General features: G+C 38.7%; 9 protein-coding genes and 2 pseudogenes. 7 read left to right on the top strand and 4 right to left on the bottom strand.

Annotated features, from left to right (window positions below; genetic code table 11):
- Positions 1-182: 182 nt before the first annotated feature.
- The 3 genes and pseudogenes from V7K49_RS30445 to V7K49_RS30435 all read right to left on the bottom strand — a co-directional run.
- Positions 183-6,095 carry an amino acid adenylation domain-containing protein gene (locus V7K49_RS30445; protein ID WP_335208954.1) on the bottom strand — a complete coding sequence of 1,971 codons (5,913 nt, stop codon included), beginning with the start codon at positions 6,093-6,095 and terminating at the stop codon, positions 183-185.
- A 989-nt stretch (positions 6,096-7,084) separates the two neighbouring features.
- A pseudogene (locus V7K49_RS30440) lies at positions 7,085-7,237 on the bottom strand (IS1 family transposase); the annotation flags it as partial.
- A gap of 55 nt (positions 7,238-7,292) precedes the next feature.
- Positions 7,293-7,592 (bottom strand): annotated as a pseudogene (locus V7K49_RS30435) (NAD-binding protein); the annotation flags it as partial.
- Between the two features lie 916 nt (positions 7,593-8,508).
- Between V7K49_RS30435 and V7K49_RS30430 the strand changes: the two are divergent.
- The 7 genes from V7K49_RS30430 to V7K49_RS30400 all read left to right on the top strand — a co-directional run bounded on the left by V7K49_RS30430 (position 8,509) and on the right by V7K49_RS30400 (position 18,308).
- A complete protein-coding gene (locus V7K49_RS30430; RefSeq protein WP_334866307.1) occupies positions 8,509-9,951 on the top strand; it encodes a sugar transferase in 1,443 nt (480 codons plus the stop codon).
- A 547-nt stretch (positions 9,952-10,498) separates the two neighbouring features.
- Positions 10,499-11,596: a glycosyltransferase family 4 protein gene (locus V7K49_RS30425; RefSeq protein ID WP_335208953.1), complete on the top strand. Its 1,098-nt coding sequence runs from the start codon at positions 10,499-10,501 to the stop codon at positions 11,594-11,596.
- Positions 11,597-11,741: 145 nt separating this feature from the next.
- Positions 11,742-12,968 carry an O-antigen ligase family protein gene (locus V7K49_RS30420; RefSeq protein WP_334866311.1) on the top strand — a complete coding sequence of 409 codons (1,227 nt, stop codon included), beginning with the start codon at positions 11,742-11,744 and terminating at the stop codon, positions 12,966-12,968.
- 173 nt (positions 12,969-13,141) lie between these two features.
- Positions 13,142-14,200: a glycosyltransferase family 4 protein gene (locus V7K49_RS30415; RefSeq protein ID WP_335208950.1), complete on the top strand. Its 1,059-nt coding sequence runs from the start codon at positions 13,142-13,144 to the stop codon at positions 14,198-14,200.
- Between the two features lie 164 nt (positions 14,201-14,364).
- The gene (locus V7K49_RS30410) at positions 14,365-15,558 is read left to right on the top strand and encodes a glycosyltransferase family 4 protein (protein ID WP_335208949.1); all 1,194 of its coding nucleotides are present in this window, start codon (positions 14,365-14,367) and stop codon (positions 15,556-15,558) included.
- A gap of 213 nt (positions 15,559-15,771) precedes the next feature.
- A complete protein-coding gene (locus tag V7K49_RS30405) occupies positions 15,772-15,957 on the top strand; it encodes a hypothetical protein (RefSeq protein WP_335208948.1) in 186 nt (61 codons plus the stop codon).
- Positions 15,958-16,094: 137 nt separating this feature from the next.
- Positions 16,095-18,308 (top strand): GumC family protein, encoded by a 2,214-nt coding sequence (locus V7K49_RS30400; protein WP_335208947.1) that lies wholly within the window; start codon positions 16,095-16,097, stop codon positions 18,306-18,308.
- 986 nt (positions 18,309-19,294) lie between these two features.
- On the opposite strand, the gene V7K49_RS30395 is transcribed toward V7K49_RS30400, so the two are convergent.
- Positions 19,295-20,680 (bottom strand): right-handed parallel beta-helix repeat-containing protein, encoded by a 1,386-nt coding sequence (locus V7K49_RS30395; RefSeq protein ID WP_335208946.1) that lies wholly within the window; start codon positions 20,678-20,680, stop codon positions 19,295-19,297.
- Positions 20,681-21,071 lie beyond the last annotated feature (391 nt).

Raw genomic sequence — 21,071 nt, 5'->3', positions numbered from 1 at the left:
TAAATCGGTCAGGAGTAGCCAGGAGATTTTCCACGGGATTTGAGCGGGTGTTCTAATCACCGCTAAAATTACTCCTATAGACTGAGCAACTCTTCCAGGAATCAACAAATAATTACGAATGACGAATTACGAATTGTTAATCGGGCGGTTGACTACTTTTGCGAAGGTAGCAGGTTGTCAAATTAATTCTTTAGAGACTGCGCTTGGATTAAGCAATTTCTCAATGTTTCGGCTAACACCTGTACCTGCGGCTCATTAAGTAGGCCATGGTGAGATCCGGGAACGTAATGGACATCTAATTCTCCAGCAACTACGTCGCCCCAACCGAATTGAGGATCGTATTCTATGCCTATAGCTTCGTCCCGACTTTGATCCTCTGTTCGCAAGAGGATAGCTTGACCAAGGTAAGGTGAAAAGATATATTCACTGATGGCTTGAGTGTTAGCATCTATAATTTTTAAATGCTTGTCAGTTTCAAGTAAATGAACTACTTCTTGCAAGTAACGGTTATATCTATTTTGGAGACGGCGCTTACGCCAATAACTCCATCTCACAGCCATTTCCCAAAGGTAGGTAGGCCCTTGTTGAACAATTTTATTTAAATGCAAAAAAACTCGCTTCAGAAATGACGCCCGCCAGCTATAACCTGGACGACAACTATCAATCATAACTAGAATACCAACTTGTTCGCCTTGCTCTTGGAGTTGTTGAGCCATCTCGAAAGCAACTATACCCCCAAAAGAATAACCTCCCAGAAAATAAGGGCCATTGGGCTGAAGCGTCTGGATTTCTTGAATGTAGTGAGTTGCCATGTCTTCAATCCGCGTATGCAAAGGCTGTTTTCCATCTAGCCCTTGTGGCTGTAATGCGTAGAATGGTTGATCTGATCCCAGATGCAGCGCCAATTCACGGAAACACAAGACTTCTCCACCCAGTCCGTGAATACAGAAAAAAGGTGGTTTTGAACCATTGGGTTGAATTTCTAACAGAGATGACCAACTAGATTTTGATTGGTCTAAGGTATTTACTAAAGCCAAGTTTCTTGCTATATCTTCTTCTTGGCAAATTATTTTGGCTAGAGCCTCTACAGTACCTGACTGGAACAGAATCGCAAGAGGCAGATTTTTACTAAATGTCTTTTCAATTTGCCAAAACAGTTTTACTGCTAATATGGAGTGTCCTCCTAGCTCAAAAAAGTTGTCCCTGACACCGATAGGCTGAATGCCCAGAACTTGTTCCCAAATTTTGGTCAGTTGGAATTCTAATTGATCACGGGGAGCCAGATAGGTGTTTCCTGAATCAAGCCTTGTTGAGTCTGGTGCTGGTAAAGCGCGGCGGTCGATTTTGCCGTTGGGGGTTAGGGGTAGGGTGTCTAGAAAAACGAAAGCACTAGGCACCATATATTCTGGCAGTTTCTGTTTGAGGAAGTGGCGCAGTTCATCTGTGGTTGGTGTCTGTTCTGGGTGAGGAACGATGTAGGCGACTAGTCGCTGGTTTTCTGGATGATCAACTCTAGCTGTGACGACAGTTTGCTGTATATTGGGGTGTTGTGCTAATAAAGCTTCAATTTCTCCAAGTTCGATGCGGAAACCGCGAATTTTTACTTGATTATCGAGGCGACCGAGATATTCGATATTACCATCACTTAGGTAACGGGCTAAGTCACCTGTTTTGTAAAGACGGCTTTCAAAGTCGCAACTGAATGGATTAGGAATAAATTTTTCTGTTGTTAATTTAGGCTGATGGAAATAACCCCGTGATAACCCTGCACCACCAATATATAGTTGTCCTGGAATACCCACAGGGACGGGTTGCAAATATTTATCTAAAATGTAAATCTGGGTGTTGGCTATAGGACGGCCAATGCTCACTAAAGCTTCTTCCTGCTCAATTCGATGAATTGTAGACCAAACAGTTGTCTCTGTCGGTCCGTATAAGTTCCAAACTTCAGCACCTCTTTGACGTAAGTGGTTAGCTAAATTTTCAGGTAAGGCTTCACCACCACAGAGAATTTTCAGTTGTGTATTTCCTTTCCATCCCGCTTCTAGTAACATTTGCCAAGTCACAGGAGTGGCTTGCATAACAGTTGCAGCAGAGTTATTGAGTTGTTGCAATAACTGTAAACCGTTGGTAGTAACTTCCCGACTGACTAAAATTACCTTGGCTCCTAGTGTTAGGGGAAGAAAAATTTCTAAAACCGCAATATCAAAAGATAGGGAAGTAACTGACAACAGACTATCAAGGTTGGTTAATTGTAGATGCTGTTGCATCCCCGTGAGGAAGTTGAGGATGCTGCGATGGGTAATTTGTACACCTTTGGGTTTTCCTGTGGAGCCAGAAGTATAAATTGTGTAAATTAAATTATCGGGATCAATGTAGCTTTGTGGCGAATTTTGCTGATGTGCGGCGATGCAATCTCTGTCACTATCTAAACAGATAACTTGGGCTTGGTAGGATGGAAGAGTTTTTAATAAATGTTGCTGGGTTAATAAAATGGAAATTTGCGAGTCTTGCAACATGAACGCCAAGCGCTCTTGGGGATAGGCCGGGTCTAGGGGTACGTAGGCTGCACCTGCTTTCAGGATACCTAAAATTCCAACTATTAGATTTAGCGATCGCTCCACACAAATCCCCACCGGCATCTCTGGTTTGACTCCCAGTGATATCAGGTAATGCGCTAGCTGATTAGCAGAATCATTGAGTTGCTGGTAAGTTAGTTGCTGATTCTCAAAGATTACAGCAATGGCGTTGGGAGTTCTTTCGGTTTGAGCTTCAAATAACTGATGGATGCAGGTATTTTTGGGGTAGTCAGTTTGGGTATTATTCCACTCTATTAGTAGCTGATGCTGTTGGGCTGCTGTTAACAGAGGTAAATTTGAAATATGCTGTTCTGGGTTGGCGACGATACCTTCAAGTAAAGTTTGGAAATGCCCTAGCATTCGAGCGATCGTTGTAGTATCGAATAAGTCTGTATTGTATTCAATTCCACCTTTGATCCCCTCTGGAGTTTCTTTAATATCGAGGGTAAGCTCGAACTTTGCGGTATCATTATGGACTTCTAGAGGGGTAATGGTCAATCCCGGAAGTTCCCAGGGTTCGCTTGGGGTATTGTGGAAGGCAAACATTACCTGAAACAACGGCGAGTGGCTCAAATCTCGTTCTGGCTGTAGTTCTTCTACTAGCTTCTCGAAGGGCAGATCTTGGTGGGCATAAGCTCCTAGTGTTACTTCTCGAATTTGACTAAGTAACTGTTGGAAACTTGGGTTGCCTGAAAGGTTAGTGCGTATAGCTAGGGTATTGACAAAGAACCCAATTAACCCTTCGGTTTCAACTTGGTTGCGACCAGCAATGGGAGAACCGATGAGAATGTCTTCTTGCCCAGTGTAACGGTGCAATATTATCCCAAAAGCCGCCAGCAATGTCATGAATAGGGTGACACCCTGCTGATGCGAGAGTTCTTTTAGGGATGCACTCAGCTTCTGGGGTAGCATCAGGGATTGCACTGATCCCTGGTAAGTTTGGACTGGTGGGCGTGGTCGGTCGGTTGGTAATTCTAATACAGTATTAGCACCTGCTAACTGAGTTTTCCAATAATTAATTTGGCTGGAGAGGATTTCACCTGATAGCCATTGGTGCTGCCACACAGCAAAATCTGCATACTGAATGGGCAATTTTGCCAAAGGGGAAGGCTTAGCGCTCAAAAAGGCTTGATAAACGTCTGCTAACTGCTGCTCGATAATGCCTATTGACCAGCCATCTGAGGCGATGTGGTGCATGACCAACAAGAGTATATGCTCCTGTTCATCTACCTGGAGCAAAGTAGCTCTCAGCATCAAGTCAGATTCTAAGTTGAAGGGGCGTTGCGCTTCTTGATTTAGGAGACATTCCACTTGCTCCGGTGCTACCTTAATTATTTTGAATTCCACTGGACGAGGCGTGCCAATTACTTGTATGGGGCTACCATCAAGTGATTTAATAAAGTTTGTTCGCAGTGTCTGGTGATGGACAATGATCGCATCTAGTGACTGTTGTAATACACCCACATTTAACTTGCCCGTTAAGCGCTGTGCATTCGAGAGGATATATGCTCGGCTATTGGGTTGCAACTGTTGCAAAAACCACACTCGTTGCTGGGCAAAGGATAAAGGGGCTGACTCTCGGTTGGCTATTTGGGGAATAGTCTGATTTTGGGGATCATTTTTTTGACTCTCATTTTGGGCGAACGCTTGAGCTAAAGTAGCGATCGTGGGATTCTCAAATAAGAGTTGCAACGGTATTTCTATCCCAAAGGCTTGGCGCACCCGAGACATCACTTGAGTGGCCAGCAGTGAATGACCTCCCAATTCAAAAAAATTGTCGTGGATGCCTACTTGTTGCAAACGCAAAACTTTCGCCCAGATGGTAGCTAAGACTTCTTCTGTCGAATTCTGAGGTGGAACAAAGTTAGTTGACAGCCTAAGAGTAAATGTATCCGGTGCAGGCAAGGCGCGGCGGTCTATTTTACCGTTGGCATTTAATGGTAGGGTGTCCAAAAATACAAAGAAACCAGGCACCATGTATTCAGGCAGCTTACCTTGCAAAAAGCGATGTAATTCAAGCTGGCTAGGAATTTGCTCTGGACTGGCAACGACATATGCCACAAGTTGCTTGTCATCTGTAACATCCTCTCTAGCTATGACTAGAGTCTGTGTCAGGGCCGGATGTTGACCTAATATGGCTTCAATTTCTCCCAATTCAATTCGGAAGCCACGTATTTTCACTTGGTGGTCAATACGACCAAGGAACTCGATATTACCATCGCTCAAATAACGTGCTAAATCCCCAGTTTTGTAAAGATATGCCCCTCTTTTAGAACTAAAAGGGTCGAAAATGAACTTATCTATGGTCAATTCTGGACGGTTAAGATAGGCTCGCGCTAAACCAATACCGCCAATGTGCAGTTCACCTGATTCACCAAAAGCCACAGGCTGCAAATTTTCATCGAGGATGTGAATCTCTGCATTAGTAATCGGGCGACCGATGGGAGCAATGGCGTAATTAGTGCCGCGCTGGCAAGTCCAGAAAGTGGTATCAATGGAAGCTTCTGTCGGACCATAGCAATTATGGAGAACATTGTCCAAATTCAGTTGAGCAAAAAAGCGTTCTATGAGTTCACCAGGTAAAGCTTCACCACCGCAGATAATATGCTTGATGAATCGGCAATTCTCAATTCCCTTCTCTTCCAATAAGACACGCAATATAGAAGGGACTAAGGCCAGGACTGTGATTTGCTGCTCAGTAATCACCTTCACAAGGTAGGCAGTGTCTTGATGTCCACCAGGGCAAGCCATGATCAATTGCCCTCCGAAGCACAATGGCCAGAATATCTGCCACACTGAAGGGTCGAAGCTAAAAGAAATAGTCAGTAAAACTTTGTCAGCCTGAGTTAATCCAAAAGTTGTCTGCTTCCAGTACAGTTGATTGCAAATCCCCCGGTGAGGGATCATTACACCCTTGGGCTGTCCTGTAGATCCTGATGTATAGATTACGTAGATGAGATGATCAGCCGTTGTCTCATTTACAGGATTTTCTTGACTATTTCGGATATTCCCTTGCCAGTTTGAGTCCAGACAAATTACTTGTGCTTCATGCGGTGGTAGATTCTTGACAAATTTTTCTTGGGTTAACAATACTGGTGTCTGCGTGTCTTCCAAAATGAAGGCTAAACGCTCTGAAGGATATGCCGGGTCTAAAGGTACATAAGCACCTCCAGCTTTCAGAATTCCCAGCAGTCCTATAATCATCTCCAAGGAGCGCTCTAGGCAAATGCCTACAAGTACTTCAGGCCCAACACCTAAAGCGCGTAGGTAGTGCGCTAGTTGATTGGCCCGGTGGTTTAACTGCCGATAAGTAAGTTGTGTATTTTCAAATACTACAGCAATGGCTTGGGGCGATCGCTCTACTTGCATCTCAAACATTTGATGGATGCACAGATCGTGATGATGAACTGCTTGGGTTTCATTCCATTCCTGTAAAACTTGAGTGCTAATGATCTGACTTAAGGTATCTAACGGAATATTTTGCTTATATTCTGAAGTCTGGCTATTTATCTGCATTTTCTAGATATCAACTCCATCAGGAAATAGCATTTTTTTTATTTATTTAGTATGTATGGTGTGTTTATAGCAAATTATTTATATGTAATGCTGCATATTAACGCCCTCAAGATATAAGTCTAAAGTTATACAAGCAAAGCCTACCTTGCTTTAAGAGCGGGACGCTGCGCGAATGGCAATGGCAAAGCTGAACGCAGACAAATTATACGCATCTTCAAAGATTATTAGTATTTAAAGCTCTAGCTAATCGATTTATACTTAACATAATAATTTCCATATTTTTATTCGTTATTCTCTAACTAAAACTTTTAAGTCAGATTAAAATCAAAAAATACCCTATTGCATTGTTAAAGTCCAGTCAGACAAAAGCATTTGATTTGCGGTTTTACCTTTGTTTGGCAAATATTTTTTACGTACTTAGGTAGACTAAATACAACACTGAAAAGACTTTATCCTTTTTTATTACAATTTACTAAATGAAAAAATAATTATTACCGAATCTTCATTATGTTTCTTCATATGTAAAAATAATGTAAAGCTATAATTATGATTTGCTTAAATAATTAAGTAGGTTGGTGTAAAAGTTGTCATTGGAATAATGCAGGAGGCTGGAAAAAAGAGGTTTTTAGCCTCGTTCATCTTTCTTTAGATAGTTATCTTTAATTTGTGCTTTCCTACTATGCCGACTCAGTGAAACCCTCATCAGATGGGTTTCATGTCACTATACATAAAGCATATATGAAGCTAAAATTTTGCACATGGACTTAACATATGTGTCAATGTGACGTAAGATACAAATAAAATCTTCAGTTTTTTCTTGCAGCGAACACCCATTCAAGCCCTTTGGCTACAAGCGAAGACTTGCTAGCAAGCAAATCCAATGTTAATTTTTTATGGTGATGCCACCGTGCCCAATCCCTCAATTTTTGATAGTTCAAGATTAGAACGGTTCAAAATGCGGTAGTGGTAAATATGTAGTGATAAGAAATTTAGGCGCTACAACAAGAATTATAATGGTGAATAAAATACCAGATAGCACCAATATGATTATCTAACTTTTTAGAGAAGGATAAAGTCTTTCTAACCAAACGAGAAATTCTTTGACGCATTGTATTGTTAAAACGTTCAATATGGTTAGTCTTGCATTAGCATCCGCGATCGGTCTTCCCACAATTCACTCAGCTTTCGACCCTTTCAGAAGTGGTTTTGATCGATGTATTCTTCGTGAATTGGCTAAGTTTGCTCAAATCATTTGATTTGTCCGATCGCTCGGTTTCCCAGCGCTGCAAAGGTGAATACGGCTGCTGCTAATCCGACAACACTCATACTCAAGTGGTCTGGCAAACTTTGATCTAGGCGCTCCCCTAAATTTGTATTATAAAAACGGTTGATAATCCGAATCTGGGGATTCAGCACCCGCGCTTGCATCATAATTGACAAATTCAGAGCATCTTTAGATCCAGCGATGACTAAAGTGTGTGCCTGTTGAATTCCTGCATACTTAGTGGACGTGCCAAAATTTTCGCTGTCTTATTGAATATGGTTGGCTTATATGGTTTCATAATCTTTCCTATTTTTTGCTGACTGTATTTATTTTGAGTTCCACCTTGCGTTACTAACCCTTTCGATGTGGCTTAGCAAACACTAGCACTAGCATTTTTACTGCTATTCCCAATCCAGGCAAACTTACTTTACAAAATTTAAAGATGTAAATTTAGAGAAGAATATAACCTAAAGCCTTGTTGATATTATTTCCAGTTATTAAAATTTATTTTCATTAATCTGTGACCAATTGTCTAGCGATGCCCATGAGACTGACCCAATAACCACAATATTCGATATATAAAGTTTTGTAACAATAATCAAATTTTTGATGCATTTTGTTATAAGTTATGTTTGTAAGTTTTGTTAATCAGTAATTATGCGTAAATAAACAGAGAACTTCTAAGCAAGGCTAAATTAGTCTAGCTAAACATGCTACAGTAATTTAGAAAGGAATATCATTATTATTGTTTCATAGAAGTGCAACTCTGCAATGGAACTGTAGTAATTCAGTTCGACTATTACGCACCTTAAAAATCCTAATATTTATACCTGACCTACTTGATTATTAAGGTTAGGAATTTTATTCAACATATTAAGTTAACTCACCAACAAATCCTTTTTTTGGCATCAAAGCTCAAAATTTCCAGACTAAAGTGGATTTTACCCTGCAACAAAAGCTAAATATCTGGGTAGTAACTGCACTCAAACCGACCCTGGAAAATGCTTTTGCTTAAGAACTTAAAGTTACTCCAAACAAAATGGTTAATAGTAGACTACAAAGCCCAAGTTTCTTTGAAAGAAAAATGTGAGATACCCTACTTGTCTTATATAAGTTGCCATCAAATAACTACATTAAGTGTTCCTAACTATGAGTAATCAAAGCATTACAACAAATAAATTCAGTGAAGTGCCTTTGGATTTACGTGCATCTGCATTTGTCCGGGTACGCAAGGGTTCGTGGTGGTTGAGATTAACAACATTGTTTTTAGTAGACTATACTCTTTTGTCCTTAGCTTGGGTTTTAACTGGATATCAATCTTCTTATGGGCATTTTACTTGGTATATACCGAGTCATTATTTACCGATTTTAATAACTATTGGGATTCAAATAGGATCACTAGCTGTCCAAGGTATTTATCGAGAAGGTCAAAAACGCTATGACTATTTCAATATCATCAAATCACTAACTTTTGCTCATGGATTAATACTTCTTGTTTGTTTTTTGTATAAACCAGTTGTTGATATTACACGTCCAAGATTAATTTTATTATCTTGGGTGCTAAGTATATTATTTATTTGTACAGGTAGATATGCTGTAAATATTACTCTTGAATATCTGCGTAAGCAGAAAAAAATAGTTCGTTCTTCTGTATTCATTATTTGTGATCCTCAAGATCATGAACTGATTGCTAGTTTTATAAAAAAAGAAAAACATTACATCGTATCTGGAACGGCGAATGCTAATTCATTAGACAGATATCAACGTCAGCAAACCTTGAATCAACTTAATCAATTAGCTGTAACAGAAGTTTTTATATCTTGGGATGCTCTAAAAAACAGAATGTTTTTATGCTGGTTATTTCAAGCATCTGGCATCCAAGTGCATATTTTGCCAATGGAATTAAAACCGATTTATAAGAATGTAGAATTTAATAGAATAGGAGGAATGCCTTGTCTAAGCTTGGATTGTCCGATAATTACAGGTAAAGATTTTTGGATAAAGCGCAGTTGTGATTTTTGCTTCGCGGCTTTATTTGTAATGTTATCATTCCCTATTTATATAGCTATAGCTATAGCTATCAAACTGGACTCTCCCGGCACAATATTTTACAGGCAAACCCGTATAGGTTTACATGGGCAACAGTTTAAAGTATGGAAATTCAGAACTATGAGGTCTGATGCAGAAAACTTACAGAAAGAATTAGAAGCATTAAATGAAGCGAAAGATGGGATTATCTTTAAAATTAAAGACGATCCTCGCATTACCCGTGTTGGAAAATTTCTTCGTCGTTACAGCTTAGACGAATTACCTCAACTTTTTAATGTTATCTTTGGAGAAATGAGTATAGTAGGACCTCGCCCTTTACCTACTAGAGATGTTGATAAGTTTTCTGAACATCATTTTATCCGACATGAAGTTTTACCTGGTATTACAGGTCTTTGGCAAGTCTCAGGTCGCTCGGATATTTTAGATTTTGAACAAGTGATTAATCTTGATCTTAGCTACATTGAAAATTGGTCGCTTGGGTTAGACTTTGAAATTCTGCTCAAAACAGTTATGGTAGTTTTGAAAAAAGAAGGTGCTTACTAAGGAAAAACAAAGCCAGGTATGTATAGAACGGCTAGAACAATTTCTAACTATATATATCTGAAAAAGTCAAGTTATGACATATGGTTTTGAGATAATTAACCTGCGTAAAGTAGTTATTAGCACTACATTAGGAAGCTTGGGAGGTGTTGCATTAGTTTCGCAATATAAGTTAATTGATGCAGCTTTAATGGTATTATTAATGACTATTCTTGGTTTTAGCCAGTTTATTTATTTCACCTATACTCGCCTATTTTCATTAAACTTATGGCGAATTATGATCAGACCCTTAATGATAAGCATTTTAATGCTACTTGTGTTCGTCGTTATTGCAAAAAACTAGCTTAGATTTTATGTTCACTCTAATTATTGTAATTTGTGCCTATGGTTTATTTGTGAGTTATCTAGGTATTCGTGCGTTTAGTGGGTTTCATTTTTTGTGGATAAAACTTTTAATAGTTTAGTAAATTGTTTAATAAAAAATCCTGCTAGTAATACATCTAAATTTGTTGATTAAAGAAATAATTTAAATGAGAATATAATTTTAATTATGATTAAGGTTGCTCTATTACATTTTGGCTTTGAAGACTACACTATCGAATTAGCAAACAGTTTGGTTAAATATGTTGATTTAACGCTAATTCATCCAGAAAAAATCTCAGATGTCTGTAGCAAGGTTCTTGATTCCAATATCCGCGTCGTTAGCTTTAAAAAACCACGGATTCGCGACCCGCGCAACCTATTGTCTATGGGCACTATGATGCATATCATCAAAAACATACAGCCAGATGTTTTACATGTGCAAGAAACTAACGATCCTTGGTACGATTGGACTTTGTTACTCAACAAAATGCCACCATTAGTAACAACTATCCACGATATATTCCGTCACCCAGGGGATAACAGCACTGCATTTGGTTCCGAGTATACCAGACGTATTGGCTTCTACCGTTCCCAACAATTGATTGTCCATACTAATCAACTAAAAAAGATTCTAATTGAGCAATTTCGTATCCCTGAAGAGCGAGTCAATGTTTTACCTCATGGGGAACTTGGTAGTTTGTATCAGCGTCGAAGTAGTCAAAATATTCAAGCTCGTGAGCCATGTACCTTGCTATTTTTTGGACGTATCTTGCCCTATAAGGGATTGAAATATTTGCTTGAAGCTATGCCCTTAATTGCTGAATGTATACCTGAAGTCAAGCTGATTATTGCTGGAAAGGGAGAAAACATAAAGCAATATTTCCCTAATGGTTATGATGATAAACGCTACAAGATTATCAATGACTTTATCCCCCTTGAAGAAGTAGGTAATCTATTTAAACGCAGCACGGCAACAGTTCTGCCATATATCGAAGCGTCTCAAAGTGGTGTGGCAGCTTTGTCTTATGGAATGGGAACGCTGGTTGTAGCTTCTGAGGTGGGGGGATTGAGTGAGATAGTTCAGCATAAAAAAGATGGGTTATTAGTTCCACCCCGTGACGTTTCAGCTCTAGCTGATGCTATCATTTGTTTGCTAAAGGATCGCAACTTGCAACAAGGTATGCAAACAGCGGCACTAGCTCGCTCTCAGCAAGATTTAAATTGGTCAAATATTGCTGGTCAAACTGTGGAAGTTTATCAAAAAACCATAAAAATGAGACTTTAATACAGCTGTACTCATTATGGCATTTCACGAAAATAATAATTACAAATCTAATAAACAAAGTATTTCTCAAAATCAACTTAGACTACCAACCACGAATCCCTGACTTGCTTAATCTGTTTTCTATATGTATACATAATCATAAAAAATGAGGAAATTTTTAATTTCTGCCGAACAAATACTTACAGTAACTTGCTTGATGATCTATTCAGGAACTCCGCTAATCCCTCTTCTGACGGATGGCTTTACCGTAAAAGACACTGATAGAACTATATTTCGATTCTTTTTTACTTTTACATATATAGTTAGCTTTTCGTTAATTGCTTTACGCTGGAAGAAGGTTACTTACGTTTTTAGCAGAGATAAGTTTATTTGGGCATTGATTGGAGTTTGTGCACTTTCTAGTTTTTGGTCTTTAGACCCAGACACTACTGTACGTCGCGTTTTTGCTCTGGCAGCAACAACTATCTTTGGACTTTATTTAGCTTCACGCTACACCTTAAAGGAGCAACTGAAGTTATGTGCATACATGTTTGGCATCTCAGCAGTAATGTGCTTCTTATTTGTTATATTTTTACCACAATATGGTCTTGGAAACGATGTTGATGGAGCTGGTTGGCGAGGAATATACCCAAGCAAGAATGTTCTTGGCGAGACATTTGTGTTGAGTGCAGCAATATTTTTCTTCCAAGCCATGACTAATCAAGAAAATCGCTGGGTTTCATGGCTTGGCTATGTTACTTCTGGAATACTTATATTCTTCTCAAAATCAACAACATCTATACTTAATTTTATAATCATTACAGCAGCTGTTGTTATATATTATCGAATTTTACATTTAAAGTATAAAGTAATGATACCTATTTTGACCTTCATATCAACCATTGCGATAGCTTTTTATACCTGGTTTATATCAGAAGCGGATACAATTTTAGGCTCAGTAGGTAAGGACACAACACTTACTGGACGTTCAGAAATATGGTCTGCTGTGTTGGAAATGATTGCGAAAAAACCGTTACTAGGATATGGCTATGGAGCATTCTGGATAGAGAATAATAGTGAGTCTACTCTTGTTCAACAAACCATACAATGGAATGCTCCTAATTCTCACAATGGTTTTCTGGATCTCTGGCTACAGTTGGGTCTACTAGGATTCTTGGTTTTTTTAATTGGGTTCGTTATTAATTTATTAAAAGCAATATATTTAATCCGGTGGAGTCAAACATCTGAAAGTTTATGGCTCTTAGTCTATTTTACCGTTATTATTCTTTCAAATCTTGCTGAAACTACATTCTTAGAGCAAAATAGTCTGCAATGGATACTTTATGTATCAGCAATATTATCAAACAAACTTTCTACACGCGCCAATCTTTAAAAATAGAATCAATAGACTTTCCCGGTTTTAGGAAAAGGCTTGGCAGCGCTTTTAATCTGGGAAAATAAATCAAACGATAACTTGTGATTCTTTCGTTGATACATTAATCAAAGATAGACCAAATTATTAAAAAATTACAGCTTATGTGTCGAACTAATCCTCTCAAGATTATCATGCTAGGTCCTAGTTTACTTCAGCAGGGTGGTATTTCCGGTTACGAAAAACTTTTTTTGGCGGATGCTCCTTCTGAAGTCCAAATATGTCATATTATTACTCATGAGGAAGGATCTATAGCACTCAAAGTCATGGTTTTTTTGAAAGCTATATGGAAATTTTTATGGATGTTAATAAAGGAAGAAGTTGATATTGTTCAAATTCAAATTTCACAGCGCGGCAGTATTTTCCGACAAGCAATTATGATCCTTTTAGCTGGGGGATTTCACAAGCCGATAATTTTACATGCTCATGGTAGTCAATTTCATCTTTTCTACGCTGGACTTGCAAAATGGGTCCAGAAATTACTAAGTTGGGTATTTGGCAAGTGTCAACGCTTAATTGTATTATCTGAAAGCTGGAAAAGCTTCTACATAGAAAACCTTGGTCTGAAACCTGAACAAGTTGTAGTTTTTTACAATCCAGTTAAAATTCCTGCTGAAGTTCCAGACCGTTCAGTTTCTAAAAAAGTAAACTTACTTTTTTTAGGACGAATCGGTCAACGGAAAGGAGCATTTGATTTGATCAAAGCTTTTTCTTTTTTGCCTACTGAATATAAAGCCAGATCAAGTATGATTATGGCAGGAGATGGAGATATAGAACAAGCACGTAATTTAGTTACGACTTTAAATCTAGAAAATTATATACAATTGCCTGGCTGGATAGGATCAGATGAACGTGATATTCTTTTAACTAAAGCAGATGTCTTTGTGTTGCCCTCTTACAACGAAGGTCTTCCATTAGCAATGCTGGAAGCAATGGCTTGGGAGTTACCAGTCATAGTTACACCAGTAGGAGGCATACCTGAAATAGTTACTCAATCTGAAAATGGATTAATCGTTAATTCAGGTAATGTTGAGCAGTTATCAGATGCTATAAAGTCTTTAATTGGAAATGAGGCTTTGAGGCTTTCTCTAGGTTCTAAAGCGAGAACAAGTGTTTTTGCTCTTGATATCAAAAATCACTGGGTTTCTTTTCTTGATTTATATCGTTCACTATTAAATTCAAATAATCAATAATGTGAGTGTAAACATCTAGCAATTGCAAGACTGAAAGCTATAAAGAGGCAGATATGCAGGTTATTGAGTCCAGTTTCGCCAGGTATGACTAAAATTTCCCCAAAAAAGGCAGATTTTAGAATTGACAAGTCAGTCTTTTACTAAACTCATTAAGAATTGAGATTATGGCATTACCTAGAAAAGTACTAATTATCGTTGAAAATCTGCCAGTTCCCTTTGATCGGCGGGTATGGATGGAAGCAACTACTTTGCAAAAAGCTGGGTATGAAGTTACTGTAATTTCACCCACAGGTAATGGTTTTGAAAAAGACTACGAGGTTATTGAGCAGATTCACGTCTACCGTCATCCTCTACCACCAGAAGAAAGTTCTGTCATTGGGTATCTTCGAGAGTATAGTTGGGCAATTAACTGGCAATTCCGTCTAGCTCAACGGGTATGGCAAGAGCGTGGTTTTGATGTCATCCATATTTGTAATCCGCCGGATTTACTTTTTTTAGTAGCAGGATGGTTTAAATTATTTTATGGCACATGGGTTATCTTCGATCATCATGACCTCAGTCCGGAGATGTATGAAGCTAAGTATCAACGGCGGGATATTTTTTATCATGGATTACGCTGGGCTGAACGCTTGACCTATGCCACAGCAGATATAGTAATTTCAACGAACGAGTCGCACCGAGAGGTAGCTCTTACCCGAGGGCACAAGAAACCGGAGAAAATCTTTGTAGTTCGTAGTGCACCCGACCTTTCCCGTTTTTGCCGAATGTCCCCAAATCTCAATTACCGTAGAGGTAAGAACTACTTGATAGGGTATATGGGTGTCATGGGTGAACCAGAGGGAATTGATTATCTCTTAAGAATGGTATATTACATTGTCCGCAAAAAAGATCGCCAAGATATTCACTTTATGTTAATTGGTAGTGGACCAGCAGCCGAAAAACTTAAAGTTTTATCTAAAGAGCTAGAAGTGAGTGAGTTTGTAGAATTTACAGGGTTTAAGCAAGGGGAGGAACTTTTAGAGCGGCTTTCTAGTTGCGACGTGTGTGTAGAACCCTCTCCAACATCTGCTTATAACGAAAACTGTACCATGAATAAAATCCTCGAATACATGGCAATGGGAAAAGCAATTGTCCAGTTTGATTTGCGAGAGGGAAGACGTTCTGCACAGGAAGCATCTCTTTATGCCAAGCCTAATAATGAGGTAGAATTTGCCGAGAAAATTTTAGAGCTTCTAGATTCTCCTGAACGTAGAGAAAAGATAGGAGCCGAGGGGCGACGCAGAATGGAGAAGATCCTTGAGTGGCAATATCAAGCTCCGAAACTGTTAGAGGCTTATGATAAAATCTGGCAAAGCTAGTAGTTACTTTAAATTCAGGAATCACTATTAAGTGAGGCTGAGTAATGGGTAGATATTTATGGTTAAAAATCGCAAACTGACTAGACGGTGAGTTTTTTACTGGGCTGAGTAACTTTGGACAGCATGGGTGATTTGACAAGGGGAGAATTATATAAATAATCTTCCAGGAAAAAAATTAATCCCTTGATAATCGAGAAATAAATTTTAATAATAATGGCTAATGGCAAAAAAACTTTAAATGAATGTGGTGGCGCTAAAGGGTTGATTTATGGTGCGGCAGAGAGTTATGACACCTTTAACTCGCCTAAAATCCAGAATTTACCAAGTTTTTTGCTGATTAGCATGGTATCAACACTATGGCATTATGATGCCAGAATGGGAACTAAATTTGTAACTTAGATAGTCTATACTATTGTCATATTGTCAAATCGCATCAGTTCAGTCTTGTCAATTACAGTGGGTTGTCCATTGTCTAAGTCAATTTTTAGTTTCTTGCTTAAGATCTGTACTTTGGAAGATTTATGTTGGAAAAATCTATGGAATCTAGAGAATCTATTGATTTAGACCTTAGTCGTTACTTATTGATCTTGAAACGATGGTGGCTACCTGCTACTGCAATATTTGCAGCTACAGTTATGCTCAGTGCTATAGCTACACAATTTATGAAGCCATCCTATGAAGCTGAAGGAAAACTGTTATTTAGAATTCCTTCTTTTAAAGTAGTAGGATCTAATCTTTTGCCTAGTAACGGTGAAGGAGGAGATGCAGGAGATTTAAAATCCCTACTAGCAACTCAAAATCCTATAAACACTCAAATTGAAGTTATTTCTTCACCTACTTTATTGCAGCAAGCAATAGACAAACTACGACTTAAAGACCAAGAAGGTAAACCTCTGGAAGTAGAAAAACTACGAAAATCTGTGGTCATGAAAATTGTTGGCGGCACAGATGTATTGCGAATTAGCTATACCAGCCGTGACCCTGAACAATCAGCGGCAGTGGTCAACACAATCATGAAGCTTTATTTAGAAAATGATATTCTGACAAATCGCTCTGAGGCAGGAGCAACTCGTCAATTTATTGCCAAGCAGCTTCCTAAAACTCAAGAGGCTGTTGATAATGCAGAAGTAGCACTACGTATATTTAAACAGAAGCATCAGATAGCAGATCTATCAGAGGAGACAAAGTCAGCCGTTACGACTATTGGAAATCTAGACAATGAGATGGATACTGTTAAGGCTCAACTGGATGAGGTAAACGCCCAAACCAATGAGCTGCGCCAGAAAGTAGAGCTAAATTCTCAGCAAGCGATCGCTGTGAGTGCCCTCAGTCAGTCACCTGCAGTGCAGGGAATTCTTACACAACTTCAAGAAACCGACCAACAGCTAGCGATTGAGCGTAGCCGTTTCCTAGATGACAACCCCATAATTATTAACTTAGAAGCAAAAAAAGCTAGCTTAAAATCTCTCCTGCAACAGGAAATTGGTCAGACTGTTGGCAATCAAACACAAATTCCGCAGAACCTATTGCAGATTGGAGAACTCAGACAAAACCTGATCGAAAATTTTCTCCAGTCAGAAATACAGCGCTTTGGCTTAATTAAAAGACTTTCCTCTCTAAATAATTCCCGTTCTACCTACGAACAGCGAGTGAAAATCATACCCCAGTTAGCACAAAATCAGGGGGAGTTACAACGGAAAGTTGATGTTGCAGAATCCACATATCAAACTTTATTGAAAAAGGTTCAAGAATTACAGTTAGTTGAGAATACAAATACAGCTAGCTCGCGGATTATTGCTCAGGCTTCAGTTCCTAATAAGGCAGTACAAGGCAAAAAAATTATCGTTTTAGTGCTAGGAGTGATGTTCGGTTTATTTTTAGCCACTACAACTGTTCTCTTTCTAGGAATGAGAGATAGATCTCTGAAAACACTTAAGGAAGTCAGAGATGTATTTGGATATACTTTACTGGGAATTGTTCCTTTGTCTGTTAAAAAAATTCGCTCCCGTTATTCAAATTCAGAATCAACAGTTCAAACAATTGCCGTCAGAGATACGCCCCACTCTTTAACGAGCGAAATGTACCGGATGATTCAAGCCAATCTGAAATTCCTGAGTTCAGATAAAGTGCTCAAAACTATCGTGGTAACTAGCGCAGTTCCTAAAGAAGGCAAGTCTACAGTTTCAGCTAATTTGGCAGCAGCGATCGCTCAACTAGGACGTAAAGTTTTACTAATTGATGCAGATATGCGAGTTCCTTCTCAGCATCATCTCTGGCAACTAACCAATGCAGTTGGTTTGAGCGAGGTTCTTGTAGGTCAGGCTGAATTTGACATTACTGTATCTAAGGTAATGGATAATCTTGATGTCTTAACTGCTGGAGTTAGACCTCCCAACCCACTTGCTTTGCTCGACTCAAAACGGATGGCATCATTAATTGAAAATTTCTCATCTCAAAATAACTATGATTTTGTAATTATTGATGCTCCTCCCCTCCTTTTGGCAGCCGATGCTTTGACTTTAAGCCAAATGACTGATGGGATTTTGTTAGTAGCTAGACCTGGGGTAATTGATTCTAATAGTGCTAACGCTGCTCAAGAGATATTAGAGAGATCCAATTACAACGTCTTGGGTTTAGTCGTAAATGGAATCATTGATAAAAATGATTCTAGTATTTATTTATATCATGAGCATGAATATTTTAAACCAAGGGAGTTGACAAAAGAACTTAAGGGACTTGCAAAAAAGTAAAATCTCCAAAGTTTAGGGGCTACTAAAAGACATATCAATAAACCATTGACTAGAATTTCGTAGTTCCTCTGACCCCAGATTGTTTATCTCGACTTTATCCAAATCAAATAACGTCGCCTTGTTATTTGACAAAAATTATAGTTTGTCACGCAAGATTTTTTCCAATGTGACTAATTTGCGTGACATTGATAAAGTCATAGTTACAGATGGATGACGGTTTCAAAGGATAATTAGACACTTTTTATCAGCTTGCCATAAGCATTGCAATTCGGAAAAATGGATAAAGTCGAGCTAAGAGACTTCCAGAAAATAAATTATCCTACAAGCATCTAGGTAATTGATTTATTGATATCTGTTATGGAAAAACGTAACTTTTTAAATAGCAATTAACAGGACTTAAACAATTTTGAGGAAAAAACAAGCCTCAAACCCATGCAGGGTAAGGGAAAAACACCAAATGCTCAAAATTAGCCCAAACCCAGATATATCAATCAACTAAGCCAAACTGTGTCAAAGTCTATCTATATATAGATTTGAGGCTCAATTCTTGGGTATTTTTTGTCTAAGTCCCATAAAGTGACTATATCTAATTTGGTTCTACCGCCCTCTTCTTTATGCTACAGCATTAAAATCAAGGTTTTATATTAGGTTCAGAATGTGGCTTACAACAACGGGTTGTAGACAAAAACTTTCTAGAAATCAGGATTTTGCCATACAACCCTATACCATACTACTATTTACCCAATACCTTTGCCAAAAAGAAAAGTAGGTTTAACTTTTGCCGAAACGACCCAAGGTAAGTGTGTGCTTGAGTGTTAAGCAAAACATAGAGCCGCAGTGCATGCAGATAGGACAGTAAAAATTCCTTCCACAAAAACCATACAGGGTTTTATTGAATCAGTTTTTTACCTGATGGCAACAATAGGCACGCATCACCCAGTTTTGTTTTATGTCAATCTTCGTAAATTGGCAAAGGTCATTGTTCACTAATACCGCATTTCGTATGCCCCTCTATCGGAGGCTGAACCATACACACGAGGGTTTCCTAGAGCATCAGTTTTTAAATTATTCCACCTAAAACCCCTATTTATTGCCGGACTCGTCCGTTTCAGTCTAAAGTCACCAGTCGAGGCATTAATAAACTGTGGATCTGCCATAATATCATTAGCTCCAACAGCAATTTGACGAGAACCATTATTGTTGTAGAGGTTATAGTTAAAAGTACTGTTGGGACTTTGATTTATTAAGCTTATTGGTCTGTTACGCGCAGAATAAAGGATGTTATTGACAACTTTGATATCACTTGAATAATTACTCATGATTTGCCCGTAATGAATTACCGGAGTCTGGTTATTCAGATAAGCTGTGTTGTGAACAATATCTACATGTTCGCTTTCATAAGTATGAATGCCCGAACCACCATTTCTATATGAGATATTGTTTGCAATCAAAGTACGTCCTCTATACCCAAACCTTCTGTGACTATCAACAATAATGCCATTACCGTCTTGGAACTTTTTGTTCTGAATCCAGGGAATTAACATTTGATTGTTGTAGACCCTGTTTCTGGTCACAACCATCTTGTAATTTTGGCTGTTGTCATAATTCCGAGAGGTGATCAGCGAAATGCCACTACCGGCGAAGACTGAGTACCAGGCATTATTAAACACCTGGTTATTATCCACTGTCACATAGTCCGATTCTATCATTCCAATACCTCCACCTCCACAATCGTGTACCTTGTTATTAAGAATACGTATATGGTGGGTGAGACGATTTTTTCCATCTATGGTAATGCAGTTTCCATTCGTCAGCGGGTTTGATTTGTTATTCTGCTGACTCCGGGCATAACCAAGGGTTATATTGCTATTATTCCCTACAACCTCCAGCCCGTTTACCTCAATATATGACGCTCCATTGGAAATCGAAACTCCATGCCATCCATTGCTCTGAAGTTTCGGCCGATGTCCAGGATATGCTTTATACGTAATCCATGCATTTGCCCTTCCAGAGCGTTTAATATCTAGTACTGTTCCAACTTTGCTTGTATTTTTGTATACTCCGTTCATAATGAGTACTGTATCCCCAGGGTCAGTCAGGTTTGCTGCCCTGTCAAGTGTCCTAAACGCGGATGAGGTAGAGAGTCCGCTATGTCTGTCGTTTCCGTTACTACTAACATAGTATGTTGTCTTAGTTGAAATAGCACTGATCAGCTTGCGGCTTGGTAGTGGGATTTCCTGAGCAGTGAATGACTGACGAACATCTTTAACTAAAGACTCTGTTATTCTCTCTCCTGCAACCAGACCTGTTAATGCCCAGGGAAGTACAAGAGATGCGCTCAAACTAAGAAAACCGAAACCATGAATCATCATAGGGAAAAAATAGGGTATGTTGCAAAAACTGAATCGTCAACGGTCAGTAGCTCTAGCCTTAGTAAATAACTCAATATTGGATCTGGTCGTGTAACTGCCGTTTGTTAAGTTTATACATGGTTTATGAGGTTACCACCTGAGAATTTCCACGGAAATATGGCTGAAAAGCCCTTTTAGCTCGTTTTCCAAAAACTGGCACATATCTGGTGAAAGTACTGAAGGAAAATTATCAGTATCCAGAGATACCCAGTAAATGGACACGGAGCAACTGTACAAATGCCATCATTTCCAATTCGACATCATTGTACTGTGTATACGCGGTATCTGTGGTTAAGATAGTATATCTGTCATCAATCAGTTAATTTACTTAAATAATTCTTATGATAATAAT

Source organism: Nostoc sp. (assembly GCF_036919675.1).
In the GTDB taxonomy this organism is placed as follows: Bacteria; Cyanobacteriota; Cyanobacteriia; order Cyanobacteriales; family Nostocaceae; genus Nostoc.
This window is presented reverse-complemented; position numbering and strand designations above follow the sequence as displayed.